Raw genomic sequence first — 24,241 nt, forward strand, 5'->3', positions numbered from 1 at the left:
GGTCTTGGGCGCAAGACGCAAGGGGCCGCAGCCCGTCTGGACCTCAGCGCGCCTGCGTGGCACCCCTCGGCCCATGAGCGCCCTGTCCCCCGATGCCGTAACGGCACTGTTCACCCGATCTGACGATCAGTTCCTCTTTGCCCGTTGGGGACGCCCCATTGCACCTGTGGTGTTTGGGGTCACCGACGAAACTGTCGCCGTTCTCAAAGGGGCAATCGAGGCGCTATGCCTGCTCACCTCGCACAAGATGGCCGAGACGGACCCGGAACTGGGGGCCAACCTCATGGTCTTCTTCATCCAGGATTGGCGTGAACTGACCGACACTCCGAACTTGGACCGATTGATCCCTGACCTTGCCCCCCTTGTGGCGCGGTTGGTGGCGCAGGATGCGAACCAATACAGGATCTTCCGCTTCGATGCCCAAGGGGCGATCCAGGCGTGCTTTAGCTTCATCCGAATGGACGACCAATTGGCCCAGGTCAGCGCCGAGACCCTGGCGCTCAATCAGATGGTTCAAGCCATGCTGCTGTGGTCCGACAAGGCGTTCCATGACGCGTCTCCCCTGGCTATGGTCGATGGCCGGGCCGTCCTACGCCCGGATGTGGCCGACGTGATGCGCGCAGCCTACGACCCGGTTTTGCCGCCCATGTCCCAAGACCCGGCCACGGCAATGCGGCTTTCGGCACGGCTGGGGCGCGCCCAGTGACGCCACATGTCTGGCAGGTCCGTGTCTATTACGAAGACACCGACCTGGCGGGGATCGTGTATCACGCGAACTACCTTAAATTCATAGAGCGAGCCCGCTCGGAGATGGTGCGGGACCTCGGCATCGACCAGGCGCGCTTGCGTGCGGAGGGGCGCGTCTTTGCTGTCACGCACCTGGAGGCCACGTTCCGCGCGCCCGCCCGATATGACGACGTCCTAGTGATCGAAACCTCCGTTCAGCGCCTCACGCCAGTGCGGTTTGTCTTAGATCAGACTGTTTTGCGCGACGGGGCGCCTTTGTTTATCGCCCGCGTTACCGTGGCCTGCATGGATCTGGAGGCGCGTCCGAAACGGCTTGACCCCGGCCTGCAGCAGGGGCTTGCCGCGCAGGGGTTCACTAAATCTTAGGAGACGTGTGGCAAGCAGACCCGGCCTGCTTCTTGGAGCCCAGAGGTCCATGCGTCTGCCGACAGTCCTCCTTGTTACCGCCCTGGCGATCTGGCCAGCGATGCTGGCCGCAGCGGATGATGCCCTGTGCGACCCAGGGTCTGTGGCGTGTCAGGTCTTTACCGCTCAGCACGCGCCAGACTGCATGGCCATTGACCGGGCGGATGCGCGGCTGACGTGCTGGGATCGGATCGCGCGCCTGGCCAATTGTCCGTCTGTCGACCCAGACGTACGCCGCCTGCGCTGTGCCTTTGTTGCGGCCCGGGGCATGTCGGACATTACCGCGATTGAGTCCACATCAACCGGCGCGGGCGCAACTTGGCGTCAGGAAACGGAGGCGCAGCCATTCGGCCCCAGCCAGGATGTTTTCCTGTCCGTTCCCAGCCTCGGGGTCTCTTCCTGTGGCCTGCGTCGGCGGGCAACTCTGATCTTGCGATGTCTTCGGGATCGGACGGCAGCGCTGGTCATCCATGACTGCGCCACCCCCCTCATAGGAAACGAAGGATGGGCCGTGGATCTGCGCTTGGACGACGGACCGGTGGAGCGTGCGCGCCTCCGCCCGACACACATGGGCGATGGCTTCGGGCACTTCACGTATCAGCCTGCGCGGATCCTGATCGAGCGTCTGGAAACCGCCGAACACTTGCACCTGCAGTTTGCGGACATTGAGGGGGTCAACGCGACCCTCTCCTTCCCCGTGGCTGGGCTTTCGGACGTGGTGGTGCCCCTGAAACAGGCCTGTTCCTGGTCGGAGCAACCCCCGTGGGAGCGCGAAGGGACAGACCCCTAGCTCTGACAGACACAGCGGCACGTTTGTGGAGGTGCATTGGGTTCGGACCGCATGAGGTGCCAGCCTCTGTCGCCAGCCGCCCCGTGCGTTGAAACGCGACCGATGTCTGCGGAGTCGGTGCCTCGTCTGGCCAAGCAGTTGTCCATACGAGACCGGGTGTCCCCGGGGTCAATAGTCCGGAGATCGCGTAGTAGGGGGCGCCGCCGGCCTTGGGACGGAGCAAAATGCTCAAGCGACCCAGAACCCGCAGGGCGCCTTTCTTGAACAGAGTGAGCAAACCACAGGGGTCTTTCAGCAATGGCATGATCCGCTCGAACGGAGAGCGAGATCACCACAAAACGCCTGCGAGAAATCGCCGATTCAAGCCTGCCCCTCGTCAAAGACGTTTTGGTCTGCTACGCTCAAGCCCAATATGAGGTCGGCAATCGATCCACAGAGGCAAGGGACGGGCAGTCCACATGGAAACGGAAGTGCTGGCCGCCGCCAGCGAGATCGACTTTTCGATCTGGGCATTGTTTTTGCGCGCGACGCTGGTCGTGAAGCTGGTGATGATTTCGCTCTTCGCCGCATCTGTCTGGGTTTGGGCAATTTACATCCAGAAGGTTCTGCAGTTCCGGATCGCCCGATCCCGCGCCGCAGCCTTTGATCGGGCGTTCTGGTCGGGCGAGCCGCTTGACGAACTCTACGACCAAATCGGGGACGCGCCGGGATCTGCTTCGGAACGGATCTTCTCCGCCGCCATGACCGAATGGAACCGCAGCCACCGCGACGACGGCGCCCTGATCCTGGGGACGCAGGCGCGGATCGAGCGAACCATGGACGTGGCCATTGCCAAGGAACGGGACCGGCTGACCAGCGGCTTGACCTTCCTGGCGACGACCGGCTCCACCGCGCCCTTCGTGGGATTGTTCGGCACCGTTTGGGGCATCAAACATGCATTTGAGCAAATCGCCATCAGCCAGAACACCAACCTAGCCGTCGTGGCGCCCGGCATTGCCGAAGCGTTGCTGGCCACGGGGATCGGCCTCGTGGCAGCAATCCCGGCGGTGATTTTCTACAATAAGCTCAGCCGGGACGCCGACCGGATCACCGGAAACTACGAGGCCTTTGCAGACGAATTCGCGACGATCCTGTCGCGGCAGTTGGACGCCGCCTGAATGGGCGCGGGCACGGTTAAATCGAGCGGTGGGGGTCAGCGGCGACGCCGTCGCAACGGCGGCAGTCAACCGATGTCTGAAATCAACGTCACACCCTTTGTGGACGTGATGCTTGTGCTGCTCATCATCTTCATGGTCGCGGCCCCTCTGCTGACGGCAGGGGTGCCCATTGAGTTGCCGGAAACCGCCGCAGCCCCCCTCCCCCAAGAACAGGAGGAGCCGTTGGCTGTGACAGTCGGCCCGGAAGGCGAGGTCTTTATCGGCTCGACCGAAGTGCCCCGGGCGGATCTCGTGACGCGGTTGACCGCGATTGCAGGGGAGCGGCAGGGCGACCGCGTCTTTCTGCGGGCGGATGGGTCCGTGCCCTATGCCGAGGTCATGGTCGTGATGGGGGCGCTCAACGCAGGTGGCTTCCGCAACATCGGCCTGGTGACCGACGCAGGCGGCCCGACCCTGGACGCCGCCGAGGGCGAATAGATGGAGCGGCGGACGGCCGTGGCCCTCTCAGCGACCGCCCATGGGGGGGTCCTGCTCTGGGCGCTTGTGGCCGGATGGCTGCCGACGCCCCCCGAAGAGGACAGCATCGAAGTTGCCGCCGTGTCCGTGATCTCATCGGCAGAATTTGACGCCCTGACCTCGGTCGCGCCCACGGAACCAGCAACGCCGACGGCCCCGGTTGCTCCGGTCGTCCAGCCACCAGAGACACCCGAAGCCCCCGCAATCACCCCAGCCCCCGACACGCCACCGCCTCAGACGGCCGCGCCAGAGGTCCCGACGCCAACGGTGCCTGAACCCCTGCCCGATACCGCGCAATTGATCCAGCCGCCGCCCCCGACCGAGGTGCAACCAGAGGTGCCGGAGCCGCCCTCCGCCCCCGCCGAAGCCCCCGATGCGCCGGTCTCGCCCCGGCCCGCACCACGCCCGGCACCGCGTGTGGCCGCCACGCCTGCGCCCGCGCCACCGCCCGCCACCGAAACGGCCCCAGTGGTCGAAGCCCCGCCAGCCCCGGCTGAGGCGGAGGAACCGGTGGAGCCCGCAGACACCCCCGCGGCCCCAGAAGAGGCCGCGCCCGTCATCGTAACGGAAGCCGACACACCGTCTGCCGCGCCGGAGCGGTCGACCCGCCCGACGCGCAAGCCCACGCCGCCGCCCCGTGCCGTTGCGACTGCAGAGACGGATGCGGCCCAAAGCGCACCCTCCGCTGCGGCGCAGGAAGCGGCTCCAATCGACACAAGCGCCGCCCTTGCCGAAGCCCTGGGCGGAGGCGCCCCTGCACCCGCAGCCCCAAGCGGTCCGCCTCTGACCCAAGGGGAACGGGACGGGCTGCGTGTCGCGGTCAGTTCCTGTTGGGTGGTGGATCCGGGCGCGCCCTCGGCCCGAGTTGTCGTGACGCTGGCCTTTGAGATGGACCAAGATGGGAAGCCCAGGACCAACACAATCCGACAGATCGCGGCATCGGGCGGCGACGGCGCAGCGACCCAAAGGGCCTTCGAAGCGGCACGTCGCGCGGTGATCCGCTGTGCCCGTCAAGGGTATGACCTGCCCGAAGACAAATACGCCCAATGGCGGGAGATCGAGATGACCTTCGACCCCACGACCATGAGGTTGCGGTAGATGTCCTGCGACCTTCAGCCCCGGGTCTTGGTGGGCGTGGCGGCTTTGATGGCGCTCCTCGCGCAGCCTGCCCTGCCCCAAGGCGCCACACCCCCCTTTGAGGCGCAGACGCGGGCCGTCGTGACCCAGATCGCCCCGTGTTGGTTGGTCGACCCGTCCGATCCTGCCGGGCAAGTGGCGCTAACGCTCAGTTTCGAGTTGGACCGGGGCGGGCGGCTGCGCACCGACACCATCCGCCTTGAGCGCGCCTCGGTCGGTGAAGGCCCAGCTTTGGACGAGGCATTCCAGGCCGCGCGCCGGGCGATTTTGCGCTGTGGCATCAAAGGCTTCGACCTGCCCGCAGACCGATACGACGACTGGCGCTTCGTTGAGGTCACCTTTGACCCGACGCACGAGGAGGCGGACTGACGTGTCACATGCGCACAACATCCGCGCCGTCTTCCGCTTTGTGATCGCCCTACGCGACCTTCCGGTTGAGAATTCCCACCGTTCCCGCGACACTGCGTTAACTCCAAACCAAAGCTAATGAGGCCATGGTGAGTAGATTGTTTCTGATACTGGCCCTTTTGTTTGCCAGCCTCGGCTTGTCGGTGCCCAGTATGGCGCAGGATGGCCCGCTGCGGATCACGATCACCGATGGTGTGATTGAGCCGTTGCCCTTTGCCGTTCCGACCTTCGTGGCGCGCAACAGCGCTGCAAACGACATCGCCCAAGACATTACGCGGGTCATTGCCGCAGACCTGACCAACACCGGGTTGTTCCGGGAAATCCCCCAGGATGCCCATATCGCGCGGGTGTCGAGCTTCGACTCGACGGTGCAATGGTCCGACTGGAAGGCGATCAATGCCCAGGCGCTGATCACGGGATCTGTCCTGGTCGAGGGGGATGGCCGCTTGGTCGTTCAGTTCCGCCTGTTTGACGTCTTTTCCGAGGCGCCCCTAGGCGAGGGTCTGCAATTCGTCGGCACGGCGGATGGCTGGCGGCGGATGGCCCATAAGGTGGCCGACGCAGCTTATAGCCGGATCACGGGCGAAGGCCCCTATTTCGACAGCCGCGTCGTCTTCGTCGCTGAAACCGGCCCCAAGAACGCGCGGCAGAAGCGCTTGGCTGTCATGGATTACGACGGCGCCAACGTGCAGTATCTGACCTCGTCGGACAGCATCGTCCTGGCGCCCCGCTTTTCGCCCGATGGTAGCCAGATCATCTATACGAGTTATGCCAGTGGCTTCCCCCGCGTGACGATCCTGGATGTGGCCTCTCTCGGGCGGCGGACGGTTGGGGATAGCAACGCAAACATGAGTTTCGCGCCGCGTTTCTCGCCCGATGGCAGCCGGGCTGTCTATTCCGCCGAAGTGGCCGGGAACACCGATATCTATCTGCTCAACATCGCTTCCGGCCAAAGCACACGTCTTACGACGGAGCCGTCGATTGAGACCGCGCCCAGCTTTTCCCCCGACGGCAGCCGCATCGTGTTCGAAAGCGACAGGTCCGGCGCGCCACAGATCTATGTCATGTCCGCAGGCGGCGGCAGCGCCAGTCGGATCAGCTTTGGCGAGGGACGGTATGGCACGCCCGTTTGGTCCCCCCGCGGCGACCTGGTGGCCTTTACCAAGCAGAACCGCGGTCGCTTCCACATCGGCGTCATGCGGATTGATGGCTCGGAGGAGCGGTTGCTCACGGGCGCATTCCTGGACGAAGGCCCGACCTGGGCCCCCAATGGCCGTGTCGTTATGTTCACCCGCGAAAGCCCTGGCGCCCAAGGCGCGCCCGCGCTGTATTCGGTGGACATCACAGGCCGAAACCTACAACGCGCGGCCACACCCGCCGCCGCATCGGACCCGAACTGGGGTCCGCTTTTGAAATGAGGATGACGATGATGAAGTTTCAGGCCTTTCTCGTGGTATGGGCCCTGGTCCTGGCCGGTTGTGCCGGCGGGCCGTTTGGCGGTGGCGGCGATGATGCGGGCGCCGTCGACCTCAACGCCAGCGGCGCTGGCGCGGGCGCGGGCGACTTCACGCCTGGGGGCCCCAACGATCCGAGTTCGGTCGCCTACTTCCAACAGACCGTGGGCGACCGCGTGCTGTTTGCCGTGGACCAGTCCAACCTCACACCCGAAGGGCGCAGCGCGCTGACGCGACAGGCCCAATGGCTGACGGCCAACCCGGGCTACACCGCGCTGATCGAAGGCCACGCCGACGAACAAGGCACGCGAGAATACAACCTCGCCCTCGGCGGACGCCGGGCCAATGCGGCGCGGGACTTCCTCGTCTCCCAAGGGGTGTCGGCGGCCCGGTTGCGGACTATCAGCTACGGCAAAGAGCGCCCTATCCAGGTCTGTTCGACTGAAGCCTGCTACAGCCAGAACCGGCGCGCGGTCACCGTCCTGGCGGCTGGGGCGGGCGTGTGATGCGCCTTGCCCTGCTCCTGGCGCTGGCCCTGGCGACCTCGGCGGCGGCTCAGGATCAGACAGAAACCCTAGCGGACATTCGTCAAAAGCTGTCGGCCCTGAACACCGAGATGCAGGCCCTGACGCGGGAGTTGTCAACGACCGGGGCCGCTGGGCTGGGGATCCAAGGGACCAGTTTCCCGGAGCGGGTCATCAGCATGGAACAACAGTTGCAGCAGTTGACGGCGCAAACCGAAAGGCTGTCGTTCCGCGTCGAAACCGTTGCTCGGGACGGAGGAAACCGGATCGAGGATTTGCGCTTTCAACTGTGTGAACTGACACCGGACTGCGATCTTGGGGCCCTGCCCGACCCCGGGCCGCTTGGGGAAACCGCTCCGGAAAGTCCTGCGTCGGCGCCCACCGCGGGCGCCCCCATACGTCCCACGGCCCGACCGGATCGCAGTGTACCGGGGCCGGAACTGGCCGTCGGGGAGCAAGCGGATTTCAACGCGGCCAAAGCGTTGTTCGACGGGGGCCAGATGGCCGAAGCCGCCCAAAGTTTTGAGCGGTTCGTGACGAACTATCCGACGGGGCCCCTGTCGACCGAAGCCCAGTTTCTGCGGGGAGAAGCGCTGGCGCGACAAGGACAGCACGCCAACGCCGCGCGCGCTTACCTAGAGGCGTTTTCTGGCACGCCAGAGGGACCGCGCGCGCCGAATGCGCTGTTGGGTTTAGGCCAATCGCTCGGGTCCCTGGGTCAAACCGATGAGGCCTGCCTGACGCTGGCCGAGATCGCTGTCCGGTTCCCCTCTTCGCCAACCGTGGCCCAAGCCAACTCCGCACAGGCGGGGCTTGGCTGTCGCTGACTTGGGCGCAGACGGGACCGCTGGCATCGGCATCGCCGTCTCGGGCGGGGCCGACAGCTTGGCCCTGCTGCTGACGGCGCTGGACGGAGACTACCCAATCCGCGCGGTGACCATTGACCACGGGCTGCGCAGCGGCTCAGCCCACGAGGCCGCCCTGGTGGCGCAGATCTGCGCCGCGCGGGGCATCGGCCATGACACAGTCGCCCTTTCGCTGCAGACCGGCTCCGACCTTCAGAACCGCGCGCGGCAGGCCCGGTATAGGGCGCTCGCCCAATGGGCGCAGGAGTATCGTTTGACGGCGGTCTGGCTCGGGCACACGGCGAGCGACATCGCAGAGACTTTCTTGATGCGCATGTCCGATGGAGTGGGATTGGACGGCCTCGCCGCCATGGATGCTGCGTTCACCCGTCATGGGATGATCTTTCAGCGTCCCCTGCTGCATCTGACACGGGACGACACGGCAGAGATGGTGCGCGCAGCCGGTCTGCGCGCAGTGCAGGACCCAAGCAACGAGGACAAGCGGTTCGAGCGCGTGCGCATGCGCGATCTCCTGGCGCAGGCTGGGCTGCCGGTCCGTCAGATTGCGCGCTCGGCCCAAGCGCTGCGGGATGTCCAACGATCGGTCGCCCGCCAGACCGATCTGTTGTTTCGGGAAATTGCAACGCTGGATCACGGGGACGTGATCTTGGACCAATCCCGCCTCACAGCCATGCTCCGGGTGGACCCGGAGCAAGCCCGCCGCGTCACGCTGCGGGCGCTCCAAGAGGTAACGCGCGCGGCCTATCCGCCGCGGCACGGCGAACAGATCGAACTCATGCGGCGCGTGGCCGCAGGACAGGCCACGACCTTGGCCGGGTGCCTTGTAACGTCCGGTGAAGACACTCTGCGGCTGTCCCGGGAACCAGCCGCCGCAACCCGAGCTCCAGAGGCAATGGTCGGCACGGTCTGGGACAACAGGTGGCGGGTCACTGGCCCCCCGGCATCCGTGCGCGCGCTTGGGGACGACATCGGCCAAACCCCTTGGCGCGACACCGGGTTACCGCGCCGCAGCCTGATGGCCAGCCCTGGAATTTGGCGCGGCGGTAGACTGTGTGCGGCACCTCTTGCGGGGTGGGCCGGCGAGTGGACCGTTTCCTATATGCCGGTCGAAGGTCGACATACGAACAACCCTATCGACACCGCAAACCCGCCGACCGTCGATACGCATTGAACCTTTTGGCCCGATGCCTATCTTGTCTTGCAACTGACGTGCGGCAGACCGGTCCGCACCATACGGAGGAAATTCCTTGGGTAACGCGCGCTCAATCGCATTCTGGGTTGTCCTCTTCGTTCTGGTCATGGCCCTGTTCCAGCTCTTCTCGGGCGGACAATCGGCCATGTCAGCACGAGAGGTGCCCTATTCCGAATTCGTGGATCAAGTCGAAGGAGGGTCCGTCTCGACGGTCACCATCGACGGGGAACGCATCATTTTCCGGGGCTCCGGCGGATCTGAGATGATCACGATTAAGCCCGCCGACGTGGACGTGACCGAAACACTGTTGGCCAATGACGTGGCCTTCTCAGCCGAGAGCCAGGAGACGTCGGGCTTTATGTCGGCCCTTGGGCTTTGGTTGCCGTTCCTCGTGTTGATCGGCATTTGGATCTTTTTCATGAACCGGATGCAGGGCGGCGGCAAAGGCGGCGCTATGGGCTTCGGCAAGTCGAAGGCGAAACTCCTGACGGAGAAGCACGGTCGCGTCACGTTTGATGACGTGGCCGGTATCGACGAAGCCAAGGACGACCTGGAAGAAATCGTGGAGTTTCTGCGCAATCCGCAGAAGTTCTCGCGTCTGGGCGGCAAGATCCCCAAGGGCGCCCTGCTGGTTGGCCCTCCGGGCACCGGTAAGACGCTGCTGGCGCGGGCTGTGGCTGGTGAGGCTGGTGTGCCGTTCTTCACCATCTCCGGCTCTGACTTCGTGGAGATGTTCGTTGGCGTGGGCGCATCCCGTGTGCGCGACATGTTCGAGCAAGCAAAGAAGAACGCACCTTGTATCGTGTTCATCGACGAAATCGACGCCGTGGGCCGGTCCCGTGGCGTAGGCTACGGCGGTGGCAACGACGAGCGGGAACAGACGCTGAACCAGCTGCTCGTTGAGATGGACGGCTTTGAGGCAAACGAAGGGATCATCATCGTCGCGGCCACCAACCGTCCCGACGTGCTCGACCCTGCCCTGCTGCGTCCGGGCCGGTTTGACCGTCAGGTTCAGGTGCCGAACCCCGACATCAAGGGTCGCGAAAAGATCCTGGGCGTCCATGCCCGCAAGACGCCTCTGGGCGCAGACGTGGATCTGCGCATCATTGCGCGCGGAACGCCCGGTTTCTCGGGCGCGGATCTGGCCAACCTGGTGAACGAAGCCGCGCTGATGGCGGCACGCATCGGGCGGCGCGTGGTCACCATGGAAGACTTCGAGATGGCTAAGGATAAGGTCATGATGGGCGCCGAGCGTCGGTCCATGGTCATGTCCGAGGACGAGAAGAAGCTTACCGCATACCATGAGGCGGGCCACGCAGTCGTGGGTCTGAACGTGCCGCAGCACGATCCGATCCACAAAGCGACGATCATCCCCCGCGGCCGTGCCCTGGGCCTGGTGCTGTCACTGCCGGAACGGGACCGCATCTCGGCCAGCTACCAGTGGTTTACCAGCCGCATCGCCATGGCCATGGGTGGCCGCGTCGCGGAAGAGTTGATCTTCGGCAAGGAGAACATCACCTCCGGCGCGTCCCAAGACATCAAGCAGGCGACGCAAATAGCCCGCGCGATGGTGACGCAGTACGGCTATGCCGATGAGCTTGGCTTGGTGGATTACGCGAACGAACAGCAGTCTTTCCTGGGGAACTATGGGGGTGGCACCAACCACTCCTCCGAGACCCAGAAGATGATCGACGACAAGGTCAAAGAGATCATCAACGAAGGCTATGAAACGGCTAAGCGGATCCTGACCGAAAAGGCCGATGCGTTAGAGAACTTGGCCCAGGGTCTTTTGGAATACGAAACGCTCACCGGGGCGGAGATCACTAAGGTTATCAACGGTGAGACGCTCAACCGGGACGATGACGACGATGGGATCGACACCTCTGGCGGCAGCAGTCTGACTGCGATTCCGAAGACGAAGCCAAAGGCGAAAGCACCGGACGTCAGCGGCGGGTCCCCAGAACCGAGCACCTGATCGGACCTCACCGCAACCATAGACAAAGCAACACCCCGGCCATCGTGTCGGGGTGTTGTCGTGTGGGGTTCAAGGGTCGCGAAAGAGGCCGTCACAGATCGTCATTTGCTCAACGACGGCCATACTCGCTACACCCCTGTCATTTCTGACGAAGGACTGTCCCATGCCCGCATTGGTTCCCACGGAAATCTATGGCCAAATCACATGGCTGGGGCGCGTGCTCGACCGCGACGCCGCCCTGGCATCCCAGCCGGTTGAGACGCTGGAGGTGACATTCGCTGGTCCTGTGGGCGAGGACCACGGCGGATTGACCCGACCCTCGTGCAGCAGGGTCACGTCCCAACATCCGAAGGGCACCGAGATCCGAAACACGCGACAGCTTTGCGTTATGTCCGCTGAAGAGATGTCAGACATCGCGCGAACGATTGGGGTCGAGACCTTTGACCCGGCCTGGGCGGGCGCGTCTGTGGTCATATCGGGCATTCCCGATTTCACACACCTCCCCCCGTCGTCCCGCATCCAAGGCGAAGATGGCACCACGCTGGTCGTCGATATGGAGAACCGCCCCTGTCACCTACCGGCGCCGGTGATTGATACCGATGCGCCCGGCCATGGACGTGCCTTCAAATCGGCGGCCAAGGGCAAGCGCGGCGTAACCGCTTGGGTGGAGCGCCCCGGCACGCTGAGGGTCGGGATGCAGGTCCGACTGCATGTGCCCGACCAACGGGCCTGGAACGGCCCGACCTTGATCTAGGGGACGACCGAGCCCGCGCTAGACAAGCGCCAGACCGGTCACCGTGGCCAATGCGATCCCGGCAAGGAAGCCGGCTTGGATCAATACGGAAGTGGTCATGGCAGGTCCTTTCGGGTGGCAGGTTGCAGCGCGGCTCCCCTTTAAACGTAGGGCAGCCACCCTGAACAAACGACTAAAACCGAATCAGGTTCCCGTGATCGTCGGTGAACGCGTGCGGCCGCACGTGACCGCAATCGTGCCAGAGGTTTCCGATCCAACGCGACAGGTTCCGAGGACGACGCCGCAAACCCCCCTTAGGTCGTATTTCGCCGCATCCGCCCCCTGCCATTGGCCCTAGGGCTTGGGCTACGCCCGGTTGTGACAGGAGGACAGCGATCATGGCCCTAACCGACATCGAAATTGCCCGCGCAGCCAAAAAGCGCCCGATCCAAGAGATCGGCGAGAAACTGGGGATCGGGTCCGACGACCTGCTGCCCTACGGCCACGACAAGGCCAAGGTCAGCCAGACCTTCATCAACGGGACGAAGTCCAAGGAAAACGGCAAGCTGATCCTGGTGACGGCCATCAACCCCACCCCGGCGGGTGAGGGAAAGACGACGACGACCGTGGGCCTGGGCGACGGGCTGAACGCTATCGGCAAGAAGGCAATGGTCTGCATCCGCGAGGCCTCGCTCGGCCCGAACTTCGGGATGAAGGGCGGCGCGGCGGGCGGCGGCTATGCCCAGGTTGTCCCGATGGAGGAGATGAACCTCCACTTCACGGGCGACTTCCACGCGATCACCTCGGCCCACTCGCTGCTGTCGGCGATGATCGACAACCACATCTACTGGGGCAATGAGCTGGAAATCGACATCCGCCGCGTCGTTTGGCGCCGGGTGGTCGATATGAACGACCGGGCCCTGCGCCAGATCACGGCCAGCTTGGGTGGTGTCGCCAACGGCTTCCCCCGCGAGGCTGGGTTCGACATCACCGTGGCCTCCGAAGTCATGGCGTGCCTGTGCCTCGCCAACGACCTGGACGACCTGCAAAAGCGGCTGGGCGATATGATCGTGGCCTACCGCCGCGACCGCAGCCCCGTGTACTGCCGCGACATCAAGGCCGATGGCGCAATGACCGTCCTGCTGAAGGATGCGATGCAGCCGAACCTGGTGCAGACGCTGGAAAACAACCCAGCGTTTGTCCATGGCGGCCCGTTTGCCAACATCGCCCATGGCTGCAACTCGGTCATCGCCACGACCACGGCCCTGAAGCTGGCCGATTACGTGGTGACCGAGGCGGGCTTTGGCGCTGACCTGGGCGCCGAGAAGTTCATGAACATCAAGTGCCGCAAGGCGGGCCTCGCACCCGATTGCGTCGTGCTGGTGGCCACAGTGCGCGCCATGAAGATGAACGGTGGCGTGGCCAAGGCCGACCTGGGTGCCGAGAACGTGGAAGCCGTGAAGGCGGGCTGCGCGAACTTGGGCCGTCACATCGGCAACGTGAAGTCCTTTGGTGTGCCCGTCGTCGTGGCGATAAACCACTTCACCGGCGATACCGAGGCCGAAGTCCAGGCCGTGCAGGAATTTGTCGCCGCCCAAGGGTCCGAAGCGATCATCTCCCGCCATTGGGCCGACGGCTCCAAAGGGTCTGAGGCCCTGGCCCGTCGGGTGGCAGAGATCGCCGATGCGGGCATGGCGAACTTCGCGCCGCTCTACGCCGATGACATGCCGCTCTTCCAAAAGATCGAGACCATCGCCAAGCGTATCTACCACGCCGACGAAGTTTTGGCCGACAAGAAGATCCGCGACCAACTGAAGGCTTGGGAAGACCAGGGCTACGGCAATCTGCCGGTCTGTATGGCCAAGACGCAGTATTCCTTCTCGACCGACCCGAACTTGCGCGGCGCGCCCACGGGCCACTCCGTCCCGATCCGCGAAGTGCGGCTGTCGGCGGGCGCGGGCTTCGTAGTGGTCGTCTGCGGTGACATCATGACCATGCCGGGCCTGCCGCGCGTGCCATCGGCGGAAAAGATCGGCTTGAACGAGGCCGGAGAGGTCGAAGGTCTGTTCTGATGACCCATGCGCGGGGGCTGCCCCCCTCGCGCTCGGTCGCAGACTTTGGAACAAGGGAGGGGCACGTCGCGTGCCCCCTCCAAAAGGATCGCCCCATGACCCGTCCCGCTCCCGATATGCTGACAACGCTTGCCCAATGCCGTGCCGGGATTGATGCCATCGACCAGGAGTTGATGACCCTCCTGGCAGAACGACAGGCCCACGTGGACGCGGTGATGGCCATCAAGGCCCGCGACGGCATCGCCGCGAACACGAGAGCGCGCGTGACCGAGGTGATCGACGGCGCAAAACGCAGCGCCGTACAGAAGGGCCTCGACCCGGCGCTCGCAGAGACGCTCTGGACCGCCATGGTGGAGCATTTCATCGCTAAGGAAGAGGCCGTGATCGGCACCGGCGGCGCCCAGGCCTAGGACGTCACGGACAACAAGAGGACAGAACATGACCGCCACAGTGATCGACGGAAAGGCCTTTGCGGCCAAGGTACGCGCCAAGGTCGCCGAGGAGGTGACGCGCGTGAAGGCCGCAGGCGTGACGCCCGGTTTGGCCGTCGTCCTGGTGGGCGAAGACCCGGCCAGCGCGGTCTATGTGCGCAACAAGGGCAAGCAGACCGTCGAGGTCGGCATGGAGAGCATCGAGCACAAGCTGCCAGCCGACACCTCCGAGGCGGATCTGCTGGCCCTGATCGCACAATTGAACGCCGACCCGGCGGTCCATGGCATCCTGTGCCAATTGCCCGTGCCCGACCATATCGACGCCGACAAGGTGCTGGCGGCCATTGCCCCGGCCAAGGATGTGGATGGGTTCCACATCTCAAACGTTGGTCTGTTGGCCACTGGGCAGAAGGCCATGGTGCCCTGCACGCCGCTCGGGTGCCTCATGATGCTGCGCGACCACCACGGATCGCTCAGCGGGATGAGTGCCGTCGTGCTGGGCCGGTCCAACATCGTGGGTAAGCCCATGGCGCAACTTCTGCTGGGTGACAGCTGTACGGTCACCATCGCCCATTCCCGCACCAAGGACTTGGCCGATGTCGTCCGGGGCGCGGATATCGTCGTGGCTGCCGTCGGTCGACCAGAAATGGTGCCCGGCGACTGGATCAAACCCGGCGCGACCGTCATCGACGTGGGCATCAACCGGATCGAGGATGGCGTCAAGGAGGACGGCACGCCGCGCCGCCGCCTTGTGGGCGATTGCCACTATGACAGCTGCGCCGCCGTTGCGGGCGCGATTACGCCGGTGCCGGGGGGCGTCGGTCCCATGACCATCGCTTGCCTGCTGGCCAATACGCTGACCGCCTGTTGCCGTGCCAACGGGCTAGAGGAACCGGCGGGTCTGACGGCGTAACGCGCCTCTGGGGCGGGGATCACCCCGCCCGGTCGTAGGTCTCAGGCGTCTAAGAACGTCCGGGCCGATGCTTCAAAGGCGCGCGGGTTCTCCGCGTGGACCCAGTGGCCCGCGCCGGGAATGCTGACGAACAGGGCCATGGGAAAGAGCGCCGTGATCTTGTCGCGGTGGCTAGGCTGGACGTAGTCGCTCTTGCCCCCGGTCAGGAACAGCGTCGATCCCCCAAAGCTGCCAGAGACCTCGGGGAACCCGATGATCTTGTCCATCTCGGCCTTCAACACCGACAGGTTCAGCGTCCAGCGTCCCCCCGCCGCATCGAGAGATTGCAACAAGAACGCCCGCGTGCCGTCGTCGGGGACCTGTTGCATCTGCTCCGCCGCCTCTGACCGGCGCGTGACGCGCGACAGATCGACGGCCTCCATGGCGTCGATCAAGGGCGTCTGCGTATGGGCATAGGCCACGGGCGCGATGTCGGCGACGATCAAGCGGCGCACGAGGTCTGGCCGCGACAAGGCCAGAACCATTGCCGCCTTTCCGCCCATGGAATGGCCCAAGACGTCGTGGGGGCGCCCCTGCATGACCTCGGCGAGATCGGCGGCCATATCGGCATAGCTGTGACTGTCTGACCAGGGCGAGGCCCCATGGTTGCGCATGTCCACCACGACCACTTGCCGGTCCGATGCCAAGCGCTTGGCCACCACACCCCAGTTCCGGGCGGAGCCGAACAACCCATGGGCAATCAACAGAGGCGGTCGGTCAGTGGAGGTGCCGTGGGTGATCGTGTTCAACATGGAAACGGATTATCGCCACGCCGTCCCGATTGCCAGTATCCTTCTGCGGGCGGTACGGTCCACACGTTGTCGGAGTGGCCCATTGCACGCAGATCTCACCTCTCGCATCGATGCTGTCGACCGGATGATGGCCGAGCGCCTCTACCTGTCAGGCAGTCTCGCCCGGAAGCTCGCCGCGGCGCGAGGGCGCCTGCCGCGCGTGGCGCTCGCCCAAGCGAATGAACTGGTCGAGGCGCAGGCCCGGCTGGAAAACCCCGCGACCGCGCGCCACCTGAATGCCGCCCGCATCGAAGACACCTGCAAGATGCTGGAACGCCATCTGGTCGCGGTTCCCAAGGGGAAGTACCGACGCCGGGCGCAGTCTGCCATGATCGGTCTTGCCGCCCTGCGGGTCCTGATTGTCTTGGCACTGTTCATCGCCGTCCTGTCATGGCGCGGTTTCATCTAGGGCGCGCCGCCCGCCGGATTGTGCCGACGGGATCGACGCGCTAGGGCGTCGCCATGTCGGATCCCATACATATCCTGCGCCCGTCCGCACCCCGTCGTGTCTTTGGGCTGATCGTTCAAATGGTGCTGGGGGCCGTGCTGCTGTACCTCGCAGCCGTCTACCCGCCCACGGACCTGGGCTGGCGCTTGTTCTTGATCGTGCTGGGACTGGCCGCTCTGTTCCTGGGGATGCGGGGGTGGCATGGCTCCTCCGTTGCGATCCTGCTGGACGACGGGGGACTGCGCCAAGAAGACGGAACAATTATCGCCCCGCTGTCGGAGATCGCCTCGGTGGATCGGGCGCTGTTCACCTTCAAGCCGTCCAACGGCTTTATCATCCGCCTCCATAGCCCCCTGGGGCGGGCCTGGGTGCCCGGCATGTGGTGGCGGCTGGGAAAGCGCATCGGCATCGGCGGAGTCACCAGCGGGGCCGAGACCAAGATCATGGCCGATGCGCTGTCGATGATGGTGGCCGCCCGCGACGGGGGCGAGCAGCCCTAGGCCTGAGGCGTCAGCCCGTCAGCCGTCTGTGACACCAGCTTCGGCAAAGGTGGCCATGCCAGAATGGCAGGCCAGTGCCCCACGCAGAACCTGGATCGCCAGCGCCGCACCAGAGCCTTCGCCCAACCGCAGACCAAGGGACAACAGCGGCTCCTTGCCCAGCGCCTCCAAGATCCGGCCATGGGCCCCTTCCGCAGACAGATGCCCCGCCACACAGTGGTCCAGCGCTTGCGGGTCTTCGGCCCACAGGCACAGCGCCGCCGCCGAGCAGATGAATCCATCCAAGATCACAGGGATCCGCTGAGCCCGGGCGCACGCGATGGCCCCCGCCATCGCCGCCAGCTCGCGCCCCCCCAAGGCTTGCAAGACACCGAGGCCGGACCGCTCCGTGTTGGCCGCCAACCCCGCCGACACGGCAGCCGCCTTGCGGGCCAGACCGCCATCGTCCACGCCGGTGCCGCGCCCGACCCAAGCGTCGCCCCCAAGCAAGGCGGCGGCAACGGCGGCGGCCGAGGTCGTATTGGCGATGCCCATTTCCCCTGTCACAAGCAGATCGGTGCTCGGATCGACGGCCTCCCAGCCCGCTGCAAAAGCGGCGCAGACCTCAGCCTCGGACATGGCTGGGCCTTGGGTGAAATCGGCGGTCGGCGTCTCAAGATCCAGGGCATGCACGTCCAACCGTGCGCCCGCCAGTTCCGACAATTGGTTGATTGCCGCGCCTCCTGCGCGGAAATTCGCCACCATCTGCGCGGTGACCTCGGACGGAAAGGCGCTGACCCCCTGGGCGGCAACCCCGTGGTTTCCGGCAAAGATCACCACTTGGGGCTTGGTCAGGCGCGGGCGTCCGTCACCCCGCCAAGCGCCATACCAAATGGCCAAATCCTCTAGCCGCCCCAGCGCGCCGGGTGGCTTCGTCAACTGGCCGTTGCGGTCTTGGGCAGCCGCCTGGGCGGTCGCATCTGGGCCGGGCATCTGAGCCAAAGCTGTGCGAATGTCGGCGAGGGTCGATAGGTCTGGCATTGTCACTCCGAAGTCGGTCGCGCCGCCCTACCTTGTCCGGGGCGGGCCAGGGGGCTATGCGACAAAGCGGCCTGCCTGCCAAGGCGGTGCGAGCAGGGGGCGCCATGGGCATCCGATCCGATCTTGTGTCCGCAGCGATGTTGCTGACCCGTTTGCCGGTGCGCGGCACGCCGACACCCCGTGCTGCCCAGGCGGCCTGGGCCTGGCCCCTGATGGGGGCTGTGGTGGGCCTGCCTGCGGGTCTGCTCGGAATGGGCGTGGCCGCCATGGGGTTGCCCGGTGGGCTCGCCGCAGCGGCGACCCTGGCGGCCCTTGTGGTCTTGACCGGCGCGCTGCACGAAGACGGACTTGCCGACGTGGCCGATGGCTTTTGGGGCGGGTTCACGCCGGAGCGCCGCCTAGAGATCATGCGCGACAGCCGCATCGGGGCCTATGGTGTGATCGCGCTGGTTCTGTCCCTTCTGGCGCGCTGGCTGTTGCTGGAGACAGCCCTTTCCCAGGGGAACCTGCTGGGCGCGGCGCTTGTGGCTGGCCTGGTCAGCCGGGCGCCCATGGCCGTCCTGATGACCTGGCTGCCGCCTGCGCGACAAGACGGTCTGGCCCAAGGCACCGGCACACCAAGCCGTCTGTCCGTCTCGATCGGTCTTGGTTTGGCTGGCGCGGCGCTCCTGACCCAAGGCCTGCCCCACGCGCTTCTGGGCGCGACCCTGGCCGCCATTGGGGCCGCCGGGGTCAGCATCCTGGCCCGCAGGAAAATCGGCGGTCATACGGGCGATGTCCTCGGAACCTGCCAGCAAATCTGCGAAATTGCCGTTCTCGCCGCACTCGTGGCACGCTAGGGTTGCGCCATGTCCATTTGGGAACGCATCCTCGACGCCCTCAGCCAGTTGGCCCCCGGCGAACGGCTGTCGGCCTTATTTGACCGGCTGCGCACCCCGCCGGAGCGCTCCATCGGCTTTACCATCGCGGTCATCGCCTTGGGCGCGAAAATGGCCAAGGCCGATGGTCGCGTCACCCGATCCGAGGTCGCCGCCTTCCGCGAGGTGTTCACGATCCCGCCCGCGCAGGAGGATAACGCCGCCCGTGTCTTTGACATGGCCCGGACGGATGTGGCTGGGTTCGACGATTACGCCCGCCGGATCGCAGCCATGTTCGACGGCGATAGCATGGTCCTGCGCGACTTGATGGAGGGGCTGTTCCACATCGCCATGGCCGACGGCACCTATCACCCAGCCGAAGACGATTTCCTGCACCAGGTGGCCCGGATCTTCGGCTTGGACGATCGGGAGTTCAGGTCCCTTCGCACCCGGTTTGTGCCGGGGGCACCGCCCGATTGCTATGACGTGCTGGGCGTGACGCCGGATATGCCCCTCGATGAGATCCGAACAGCCTGGCGCCAACTGGTGCGCGAGACACATCCAGACAGGATGATGGCGCGCGGCCTGCCCGAAGAGGCGGTGAAACTGGCGGAGAAGCGGTTGGTCGCGATCAACCGCGCGTGGGAGACGATCCAGGCCGAGGCGGCGTGACTCTGCGCGTGGCCACGTGGAACGTGGAATGGTTCGACCGTCTGTTCGACGACAACGCGGTGCCCACGGCAACGGACGATTGGTCAGCGCGCTACAAGGTCACCAAGGCACGTCAGTTGGAGGCTATCGCCCAGGTCATGGCCAAGATCAACGCCGACGCCCTGGTCATTGTGGAGGCGCCCGATACCTCCGGCACACGGTCTGGGACGGCGGCGCTCGAAACCTTTGCTGAGCGATATGACCTGCGGACCCACCGCGCCATGCTGGGCTTTGCCAATGACACACGGCAAGAAATCGCGCTGCTCTATGATCCTGCGGTGGTCACCGCGCGCCATGCCCCTGGCGATGCGCCCGATGCGCCGCGTTTCGACCGGTCCTTCCACATCGACCTGGACACCGATTTGCGCGCGGAACGGCTTGTCTGGTCCAAACCACCGCTAGAGGTGGATCTGGAAACCGCTGACGGGCGGAGCCTGCATGTGATTGGCGTCCATGCGAAATCCAAGGCGGCCCATGGCGCGCGCGATGACGCGGATCGGATCCGCATCGCCATACAGAACCGACGCAAGCAATTGGGCCAATGCATTTGGCTGCGACGTCGGGTGGAGGCACGCCTCGCCGAAGGGCGCTCCCTGGTGGTCGCCGGTGATTTCAACGATGGGCCCGGGCTCGATCAATTCGAAAGCCTGTTCGGGCGCTCCGGTGTCGAAATCGTTCTGGGTGAAGGGCCGACAGCGCTCCATGATCCAGCGGCGGTGCCCCCTCGGATCGGGGCCGCCGCCCCTGCAACGGCGCGCTTTTGGGACAACGACAACAAGCGGTATTTGAACGCCCTGTTGGATTTCGCGATGGTCAGCCCGGACCTGAAGGCCGGCGCGACATGGCGGATTTGGCACCCGTTTGACAGCGCCGAGGCCATCGCCGACCCAGAGTTGAGCGCGGCCTTGCTGGATGCCTCGGATCACTACCCCGTGGTCCTTGACCTGTGATCACAGGCATCCCACCTTTCGTCCATGCGCCCACTTCTGATCCTTCCGTTTCTCGCCCTGCCCGCTGCCGCCCAAGAGGCTGATGCGCCATCGGCCATGGAGCGGGGCCTTAGGCTGTTCCTCGATGGCCTGATGCAGGAGATGGAACCCGCTCTCCGGGACTTGGAGGGTTTGGCCGAGGAGGCTGCCCCCCTGCTCGAAGGATTGCAGCAAGACCTGTCAGAAACGCTGGGCGACCTGAACGCCTATCACGCACCCGAAGTTCTTCCGAACGGCGACATACTCATCCGTCGCAAGGAGCCCTTAACGCCCGATGGGTCCGTTGATCGCAATCCAGACGGATCCGTCGATTTGTGATCACACCCGAAGCCGGTCCAGCATCTGCTGGGCGACGCCTGCCGCCAGCAGGTACGTCGACGTCAGCCCAAACGCCCAGGCCCAGGCGCCAGACAACCCGAACTCCCCCCAGGCAGCCATCACTGCCAGCACCATCCAGGCCAAGGCAATCGTCAGCGTGAGGGGCCTCCACCGGACGGTCCGAACGGGATGGACAAAACGGATGGGCAGGAACATGGCCGCCGACAGCACCAGGGCCACGGCAAGCGTGACGCCCGGGGCGGGTTGCAGCACGAAAACCACCAGGGCGAACATATTCCAACAGCCCGGGAAGCCCTCGAAACTGGCGTCTTCGGTCTTCATCTGAGTGTCTGCAAAATACAACGCCGAGGCAAAGGGCACGACCGTCAGGATGCCCCAGCCAATCCAGCCGGGGACCAGCCCGCTCGCGTAGAGCGCGTAGACCGGGATGAACACATAGGTCAGGTAATCAATGATGAGATCCAAGAGGACCCCGTCAAAGCGGGCCGCGTGAAGCTGCACGTCCCACCGACGGGCCAGTGGCCCATCAATCCCGTCCACGAAGAGCGCAGCCAGCAGCCACAGGAACATCCAAGACCAATTGGCTTCGACCGCAGCCAACAGCGAGAACATCGCGAACACGGCGCCACTGGCGGTCAGCAGATGGACGGAATGCGCTTTGGTACGGGGCCACATGGGGAACATGTGCCCTTTGCACCCCCGGATGTCGAGGCATCCTGTCCCCTTGTCCGCACCGGTCGCAGCGGTCTACTGCGCAGGCACCGTCGCAGCACGAGGGGGCCATGGCAGAGGTTCTGGTGCTCGGAGGGTCCGGCTTGATCGGCGCGGCCTGCTATCGAAAGCTGCTCGCCGAGGGCCACAGCATGCGCGGTCTCGCCCGATCCCAAGAGGCGGCCCATCTGACCGATCCGGACGGGACGTGGATCCTGGCCGATCTTGCACAGATGACCGCAGCGGACTGGGCAGAGGCCGTTGCAGGGATCGACGTGGTCGTCAACGCAGCCGGGGCTTTGCAAGATGGCGGAGGCGACGACCTCAATGCCGTCCACGTAGAGGCGATCCGTGGCTTGCTGACCGCAGTGCGCGGACGTGAGACGTTGATCGTCCAGATTTCCGCCGTGGGCGCCGCTGAGACGGCCGCGACAGCCTTTCTGAGGACGAAAGGCCAAGGCGATAAACTGCTTCGAACGAATTGGGAGCGGCACATCATCCTCCGACCCGGATTGGTGATCGGACGCGCGGCCTACGGCGGGACAGCCCTTTTGTGCGCGGCGGCGGCCTTGCCTTGGGTCACGCCTCAGATCTTCGGAGAGAGCAGGATCCAAACTGTCGCGTTGGACGATCTCGCCGATGCGGTCGCCCAGGCCGTCCGGGGCGACATTCCACCAGGGACGGAGGCGGACCTTGTCGAAGCCCATGGCCAATCGCTGCCAGACCTGATTGCCGAGCTGCGAGCCTGGCTCGGCCTGCCGCCCGCCCGGTGGCGTGTCGCCGTGCCGGATTGGGCCCTGGGCGCGGTTGGCCGCGCCGCTGATGCCCTCGGACGCCTTGGTTGGCGGTCGCCCCTGAGGACAACGGCCCTCCGCGTTCTAAGCGAGGGCGTGATCGGAGACCCTTCGCCCTGGCGCGCGGCAGGGGGCCAAGCCTGTCGGTCCCTCTCGCAATCCCTCTGAGGCATGCCTGCAACGGTTCAAGAGAGGTGGTTCGCCCGCCTCTGGGCCCTTCTGCCCGTCGGGATCGCCGTCCTGTGCCTTTTTTGGGTCGCCTCGGGCGCCATCGCGATTGCGCGCTGGCCGGCGGCGGTCTCCTTGCACACGTCGCGCGATGTGCCCGATGGTCTTGCCATCGCCACAGTGATCGGGGGCGCCATTGCCGACATCGCCCTCGGACTAGCGGTCCTGTGGCGCCCCTGGGCCAGGCGGGCCTGCCAAGGCATGACGCTGCTGGCCGGGACCTATTTGGTCGGGGGCACCGCCCTGACCCCAGACCTCTGGGCAGACCCGCTCGGCCCCTTCGTCAAAGTGCTGCCCGCCCTGTTTCAACCACTCATGGTGGCCGCCATATTGGACACCCGATGATGTACGACCTGCTCCGCTTGGCCCATGTGATCGGCGCCACGGTCTTGTTGGGTACGGCGGCCGGGATCGCGTTCTTCATGGTCATGTCCCACCGCTCCAAGGATCCAAAGCTGGTGGCCCATGTGGCAGGGATCGTGGTCGTGGCCGATACCGTCTTCACCGCGACTGCTGCGGTCTTGCAACCGGTCAGCGGCGCGGCTCTGGCTCACTTGGCGGGCTGACCGCTGACCAACGGGTGGGTGGCGCTGTCGCTGGTGCACTATGTTTTCGTGGGGGCGTTTTGGCTGCCGGTTGTTTGGATCCAACTGAGGATGAGAAACCTCGCGCGCGCCGCCCATGCCGTAGGCGAGGAACTCCCCCTCGCCTACCATCGTCTCTATGCCATCTGGTTCGCCTGCGGTGTGCCCGCTTTTGCGGCGGTCTTGGCGATTGTCTGGCTTATGCTGACGAAACCGCCGCTCAGTTGGCCGTAAGGCGTACCTCGGGCACCGGATAGCCCATGCTGTCGCTGAAGTCGTAGTTCACGTGGCAGTTGTGACAGAACGATTGGCTGACCTTCATCGTCTGCCCCGTAGGTTGAACACCGGAATAGACCCAGTTGTCGGTATCAGGCGCGTCGTCCACCTTGGTCATGATCAACAGGGGTGCGCGGCGCGCATTGCCGTCCTTCACCCCGATCATTTCCTTGGCCAGCACCGAACCCACCGGCATCTCGAAGTCCCCTTCCTCGTACTTGAGGTACTGTTCGGCAGCGATCTCATTGACGAAGGTGTTCAAAAACCGCTCCCCATGGACGCCAGCCACCGCCGGGCGGGTCCCTGCGGCAGCCCAATCACGGTAAGCCATCGCAACCTCATGGCCCTGCGCCTGATACCCCTCCAACATGTAATCGGACATGCAGTCATACATGGCCAAAACCTGATCGTCCGTCATATCATACCGGTCGGCAGGCAGGGCGCAGGTCTCTTGCGCTGCGGCAGGCAAGGCAAAGGCAACGGCGGTCGTGGCCGCCGCGACGAGGGTGATCGATCGCATGGGTGTCTCCTCAGATGTCCTGTGACAGGTTGAAGCATCGCACGGCCTCAACTGGCCAGTGACATTCACGTGAGGGGCTACGGGCGAAGATTGTTGACAGGCGCAGCGATTTCC

General features: G+C 65.0%; 28 protein-coding genes and 1 pseudogene. 25 read left to right on the forward strand and 4 right to left on the reverse strand.

Annotated elements, in window-relative coordinates:
- The first annotated feature begins 73 nt into the window (after positions 1 to 73).
- The 16 genes from K5R33_RS03150 (at position 74) to folD (ending at position 15,320) form a co-directional block, all read left to right on the forward strand.
- Positions 74 to 706: a hypothetical protein gene (locus K5R33_RS03150; protein WP_220747514.1), complete on the forward strand. Its 633-nt coding sequence runs from the start codon at positions 74 to 76 to the stop codon at positions 704 to 706.
- On the forward strand, positions 703 to 1,113 hold the full coding sequence (gene ybgC, locus K5R33_RS03155; protein WP_220747515.1) for a tol-pal system-associated acyl-CoA thioesterase: 411 nt from the start codon (positions 703 to 705) through the stop codon (positions 1,111 to 1,113). The genes K5R33_RS03150 and ybgC overlap by 4 nt, the downstream gene beginning before the upstream one ends.
- A gap of 49 nt (positions 1,114 to 1,162) precedes the next feature.
- A complete protein-coding gene (locus K5R33_RS03160; RefSeq protein ID WP_220747516.1) occupies positions 1,163 to 1,942 on the forward strand; it encodes a type VI secretion system-associated protein TagO in 780 nt (259 codons plus the stop codon).
- A gap of 458 nt (positions 1,943 to 2,400) precedes the next feature.
- Positions 2,401 to 3,099, forward strand: a complete 699-nt coding sequence (gene tolQ / locus K5R33_RS03165) for a protein TolQ (protein WP_220747517.1) — start codon at positions 2,401 to 2,403, stop codon at positions 3,097 to 3,099.
- A complete protein-coding gene (gene tolR, locus K5R33_RS03170) occupies positions 3,100 to 3,576 on the forward strand; it encodes a protein TolR (RefSeq protein ID WP_220747518.1) in 477 nt (158 codons plus the stop codon).
- Positions 3,577 to 4,713, forward strand: a complete 1,137-nt coding sequence (tolA, locus tag K5R33_RS03175) for a cell envelope integrity protein TolA (RefSeq protein WP_220747519.1) — start codon at positions 3,577 to 3,579, stop codon at positions 4,711 to 4,713.
- On the forward strand, positions 4,714 to 5,121 hold the full coding sequence (gene tolA / locus K5R33_RS03180) for a cell envelope integrity protein TolA (protein WP_220747520.1): 408 nt from the start codon (positions 4,714 to 4,716) through the stop codon (positions 5,119 to 5,121). It begins immediately after the preceding gene.
- Positions 5,122 to 5,246: 125 nt separating this feature from the next.
- Positions 5,247 to 6,578, forward strand: a complete 1,332-nt coding sequence (tolB, locus tag K5R33_RS03185) for a Tol-Pal system beta propeller repeat protein TolB (RefSeq protein ID WP_220747521.1) — start codon at positions 5,247 to 5,249, stop codon at positions 6,576 to 6,578.
- A gap of 2 nt (positions 6,579 to 6,580) precedes the next feature.
- Positions 6,581 to 7,120, forward strand: coding sequence for a peptidoglycan-associated lipoprotein Pal (pal, locus tag K5R33_RS03190; protein ID WP_220747522.1), 540 nt, complete (start codon positions 6,581 to 6,583; stop codon positions 7,118 to 7,120).
- Complete coding sequence (ybgF, locus tag K5R33_RS03195) at positions 7,120 to 7,965, forward strand: tol-pal system protein YbgF (protein WP_220747523.1); 846 nt, start codon at positions 7,120 to 7,122, stop codon at positions 7,963 to 7,965. Before pal ends, ybgF begins: the two co-directional genes overlap by 1 nt.
- Positions 7,952 to 9,175, forward strand: a complete 1,224-nt coding sequence (gene tilS / locus K5R33_RS03200; RefSeq protein ID WP_220747524.1) for a tRNA lysidine(34) synthetase TilS — start codon at positions 7,952 to 7,954, stop codon at positions 9,173 to 9,175. The genes ybgF and tilS overlap by 14 nt, the downstream gene beginning before the upstream one ends.
- Before the next feature lie 76 nt (positions 9,176 to 9,251).
- On the forward strand, positions 9,252 to 11,171 hold the full coding sequence (ftsH, locus tag K5R33_RS03205; RefSeq protein ID WP_220747525.1) for an ATP-dependent zinc metalloprotease FtsH: 1,920 nt from the start codon (positions 9,252 to 9,254) through the stop codon (positions 11,169 to 11,171).
- Positions 11,172 to 11,334: 163 nt separating this feature from the next.
- Complete coding sequence (locus tag K5R33_RS03210; protein WP_220747526.1) at positions 11,335 to 11,925, forward strand: MOSC domain-containing protein; 591 nt, start codon at positions 11,335 to 11,337, stop codon at positions 11,923 to 11,925.
- Positions 11,926 to 12,302: 377 nt separating this feature from the next.
- Positions 12,303 to 13,976, forward strand: coding sequence for a formate--tetrahydrofolate ligase (locus K5R33_RS03215; protein ID WP_373314122.1), 1,674 nt, complete (start codon positions 12,303 to 12,305; stop codon positions 13,974 to 13,976).
- Positions 13,977 to 14,071: 95 nt separating this feature from the next.
- Positions 14,072 to 14,386, forward strand: coding sequence for a chorismate mutase (locus K5R33_RS03220; RefSeq protein WP_220747527.1), 315 nt, complete (start codon positions 14,072 to 14,074; stop codon positions 14,384 to 14,386).
- A gap of 28 nt (positions 14,387 to 14,414) precedes the next feature.
- Positions 14,415 to 15,320 carry a bifunctional methylenetetrahydrofolate dehydrogenase/methenyltetrahydrofolate cyclohydrolase FolD gene (gene folD / locus K5R33_RS03225; RefSeq protein ID WP_220747528.1) on the forward strand — a complete coding sequence of 302 codons (906 nt, stop codon included), beginning with the start codon at positions 14,415 to 14,417 and terminating at the stop codon, positions 15,318 to 15,320.
- A gap of 41 nt (positions 15,321 to 15,361) precedes the next feature.
- Here the strand turns inward: folD and K5R33_RS03230 are convergent, their stop codons facing one another.
- Positions 15,362 to 16,111, reverse strand: coding sequence for an alpha/beta fold hydrolase (locus tag K5R33_RS03230; protein ID WP_220747529.1), 750 nt, complete (start codon positions 16,109 to 16,111; stop codon positions 15,362 to 15,364).
- 82 nt (positions 16,112 to 16,193) lie between these two features.
- Here K5R33_RS03230 and K5R33_RS03235 point away from each other — a divergent pair, with 82 nt between their 5' ends.
- On the forward strand, positions 16,194 to 16,559 hold the full coding sequence (locus tag K5R33_RS03235; RefSeq protein WP_220747530.1) for a hypothetical protein: 366 nt from the start codon (positions 16,194 to 16,196) through the stop codon (positions 16,557 to 16,559).
- Positions 16,560 to 16,612: 53 nt separating this feature from the next.
- The gene (locus K5R33_RS03240) at positions 16,613 to 17,098 is read left to right on the forward strand and encodes a hypothetical protein (protein WP_220747531.1); all 486 of its coding nucleotides are present in this window, start codon (positions 16,613 to 16,615) and stop codon (positions 17,096 to 17,098) included.
- Between the two features lie 18 nt (positions 17,099 to 17,116).
- On the opposite strand, the gene cobT is transcribed toward K5R33_RS03240, so the two are convergent.
- Positions 17,117 to 18,118 carry a nicotinate-nucleotide--dimethylbenzimidazole phosphoribosyltransferase gene (cobT, locus tag K5R33_RS03245; protein ID WP_220747532.1) on the reverse strand — a complete coding sequence of 334 codons (1,002 nt, stop codon included), beginning with the start codon at positions 18,116 to 18,118 and terminating at the stop codon, positions 17,117 to 17,119.
- Between the two features lie 104 nt (positions 18,119 to 18,222).
- Here cobT and cobS point away from each other — a divergent pair, with 104 nt between their 5' ends.
- The 4 genes from cobS to K5R33_RS03265 are packed head-to-tail and all read left to right on the forward strand — an operon-like array spanning position 18,223 to position 20,993.
- Positions 18,223 to 18,957, forward strand: coding sequence for an adenosylcobinamide-GDP ribazoletransferase (cobS, locus tag K5R33_RS03250; RefSeq protein WP_220747533.1), 735 nt, complete (start codon positions 18,223 to 18,225; stop codon positions 18,955 to 18,957).
- A gap of 9 nt (positions 18,958 to 18,966) precedes the next feature.
- Entirely contained in the window at positions 18,967 to 19,647 is a 681-nt protein-coding gene (locus K5R33_RS03255; RefSeq protein WP_220747534.1) for a molecular chaperone DjiA, read from the forward strand.
- A complete protein-coding gene (locus tag K5R33_RS03260; RefSeq protein WP_308443211.1) occupies positions 19,644 to 20,636 on the forward strand; it encodes an endonuclease/exonuclease/phosphatase family protein in 993 nt (330 codons plus the stop codon). Before K5R33_RS03255 ends, K5R33_RS03260 begins: the two co-directional genes overlap by 4 nt.
- A 24-nt stretch (positions 20,637 to 20,660) precedes the next feature.
- Positions 20,661 to 20,993: a hypothetical protein gene (locus tag K5R33_RS03265; RefSeq protein WP_220747535.1), complete on the forward strand. Its 333-nt coding sequence runs from the start codon at positions 20,661 to 20,663 to the stop codon at positions 20,991 to 20,993.
- Here K5R33_RS03265 and K5R33_RS03270 read toward each other — a convergent pair whose 3' ends face one another.
- Positions 20,994 to 21,689: a CDP-alcohol phosphatidyltransferase family protein gene (locus K5R33_RS03270; RefSeq protein ID WP_220747536.1), complete on the reverse strand. Its 696-nt coding sequence runs from the start codon at positions 21,687 to 21,689 to the stop codon at positions 20,994 to 20,996. It abuts the gene before it with no gap.
- A gap of 107 nt (positions 21,690 to 21,796) precedes the next feature.
- Here K5R33_RS03270 and K5R33_RS03275 point away from each other — a divergent pair, with 107 nt between their 5' ends.
- The 3 genes and pseudogenes from K5R33_RS03275 (at position 21,797) to K5R33_RS03280 (ending at position 23,565) form a co-directional block, all read left to right on the forward strand.
- Positions 21,797 to 22,687, forward strand: coding sequence for an NAD(P)H-binding protein (locus K5R33_RS03275; RefSeq protein WP_255576054.1), 891 nt, complete (start codon positions 21,797 to 21,799; stop codon positions 22,685 to 22,687).
- A gap of 3 nt (positions 22,688 to 22,690) precedes the next feature.
- A complete protein-coding gene (locus K5R33_RS18985) occupies positions 22,691 to 23,092 on the forward strand; it encodes a DoxX-like family protein (protein ID WP_255576053.1) in 402 nt (133 codons plus the stop codon).
- Positions 23,089 to 23,565, forward strand: a pseudogene (locus tag K5R33_RS03280) (DUF2269 family protein). The gene K5R33_RS18985 and the pseudogene K5R33_RS03280 overlap by 4 nt, the downstream one beginning before the upstream one ends.
- Here K5R33_RS03280 and K5R33_RS03285 read toward each other — a convergent pair.
- Positions 23,552 to 24,127, reverse strand: a complete 576-nt coding sequence (locus K5R33_RS03285; RefSeq protein WP_220747537.1) for a cytochrome P460 family protein — start codon at positions 24,125 to 24,127, stop codon at positions 23,552 to 23,554. The pseudogene K5R33_RS03280 and the gene K5R33_RS03285 overlap by 14 nt on opposite strands.
- Between the last annotated feature and the right edge of the window lie 114 nt (positions 24,128 to 24,241).

Source organism: Jannaschia pagri (assembly GCF_019655435.1).
Lineage (GTDB): Bacteria > Pseudomonadota > Alphaproteobacteria > Rhodobacterales > Rhodobacteraceae > Jannaschia > Jannaschia pagri.

What these genes read in the sequence shown, in the direction of transcription:
- tolR (WP_220747518.1), top strand. Translation starts at nt 3,100, where the DNA reads ATGGGCGCGGGCACGGTTAAATCGAGCGGTGGGGGTCAGCGGCGACGC.
- K5R33_RS03230 (WP_220747529.1), bottom strand. Translation starts at nt 16,111, where the DNA reads ATGTTGAACACGATCACCCACGGCACCTCCACTGACCGACCGCCTCTG.
- K5R33_RS18985 (WP_255576053.1), top strand. Translation starts at nt 22,691, where the DNA reads ATGCCTGCAACGGTTCAAGAGAGGTGGTTCGCCCGCCTCTGGGCCCTT.
- K5R33_RS03265 (WP_220747535.1), top strand. Translation starts at nt 20,661, where the DNA reads ATGCGCCCACTTCTGATCCTTCCGTTTCTCGCCCTGCCCGCTGCCGCC.
- K5R33_RS03160 (WP_220747516.1), top strand. Translation starts at nt 1,163, where the DNA reads ATGCGTCTGCCGACAGTCCTCCTTGTTACCGCCCTGGCGATCTGGCCA.
- tolA (WP_220747519.1), top strand. Translation starts at nt 3,577, where the DNA reads ATGGAGCGGCGGACGGCCGTGGCCCTCTCAGCGACCGCCCATGGGGGG.
- cobT (WP_220747532.1), bottom strand. Translation starts at nt 18,118, where the DNA reads ATGCCAGACCTATCGACCCTCGCCGACATTCGCACAGCTTTGGCTCAG.
- K5R33_RS03240 (WP_220747531.1), top strand. Translation starts at nt 16,613, where the DNA reads ATGTCGGATCCCATACATATCCTGCGCCCGTCCGCACCCCGTCGTGTC.
- K5R33_RS03150 (WP_220747514.1), top strand. Translation starts at nt 74, where the DNA reads ATGAGCGCCCTGTCCCCCGATGCCGTAACGGCACTGTTCACCCGATCT.
- K5R33_RS03255 (WP_220747534.1), top strand. Translation starts at nt 18,967, where the DNA reads ATGTCCATTTGGGAACGCATCCTCGACGCCCTCAGCCAGTTGGCCCCC.
- tolB (WP_220747521.1), top strand. Translation starts at nt 5,247, where the DNA reads ATGGTGAGTAGATTGTTTCTGATACTGGCCCTTTTGTTTGCCAGCCTC.
- K5R33_RS03275 (WP_255576054.1), top strand. Translation starts at nt 21,797, where the DNA reads ATGGCAGAGGTTCTGGTGCTCGGAGGGTCCGGCTTGATCGGCGCGGCC.
- K5R33_RS03285 (WP_220747537.1), bottom strand. Translation starts at nt 24,127, where the DNA reads ATGCGATCGATCACCCTCGTCGCGGCGGCCACGACCGCCGTTGCCTTT.
- K5R33_RS03270 (WP_220747536.1), bottom strand. Translation starts at nt 21,689, where the DNA reads ATGTGGCCCCGTACCAAAGCGCATTCCGTCCATCTGCTGACCGCCAGT.
- K5R33_RS03220 (WP_220747527.1), top strand. Translation starts at nt 14,072, where the DNA reads ATGACCCGTCCCGCTCCCGATATGCTGACAACGCTTGCCCAATGCCGT.
- K5R33_RS03215 (WP_373314122.1), top strand. Translation starts at nt 12,303, where the DNA reads ATGGCCCTAACCGACATCGAAATTGCCCGCGCAGCCAAAAAGCGCCCG.
- K5R33_RS03210 (WP_220747526.1), top strand. Translation starts at nt 11,335, where the DNA reads ATGCCCGCATTGGTTCCCACGGAAATCTATGGCCAAATCACATGGCTG.
- tolA (WP_220747520.1), top strand. Translation starts at nt 4,714, where the DNA reads ATGTCCTGCGACCTTCAGCCCCGGGTCTTGGTGGGCGTGGCGGCTTTG.
- tolQ (WP_220747517.1), top strand. Translation starts at nt 2,401, where the DNA reads ATGGAAACGGAAGTGCTGGCCGCCGCCAGCGAGATCGACTTTTCGATC.
- cobS (WP_220747533.1), top strand. Translation starts at nt 18,223, where the DNA reads ATGGGCATCCGATCCGATCTTGTGTCCGCAGCGATGTTGCTGACCCGT.
- folD (WP_220747528.1), top strand. Translation starts at nt 14,415, where the DNA reads ATGACCGCCACAGTGATCGACGGAAAGGCCTTTGCGGCCAAGGTACGC.
- ybgF (WP_220747523.1), top strand. Translation starts at nt 7,120, where the DNA reads ATGCGCCTTGCCCTGCTCCTGGCGCTGGCCCTGGCGACCTCGGCGGCG.
- pal (WP_220747522.1), top strand. Translation starts at nt 6,581, where the DNA reads ATGACGATGATGAAGTTTCAGGCCTTTCTCGTGGTATGGGCCCTGGTC.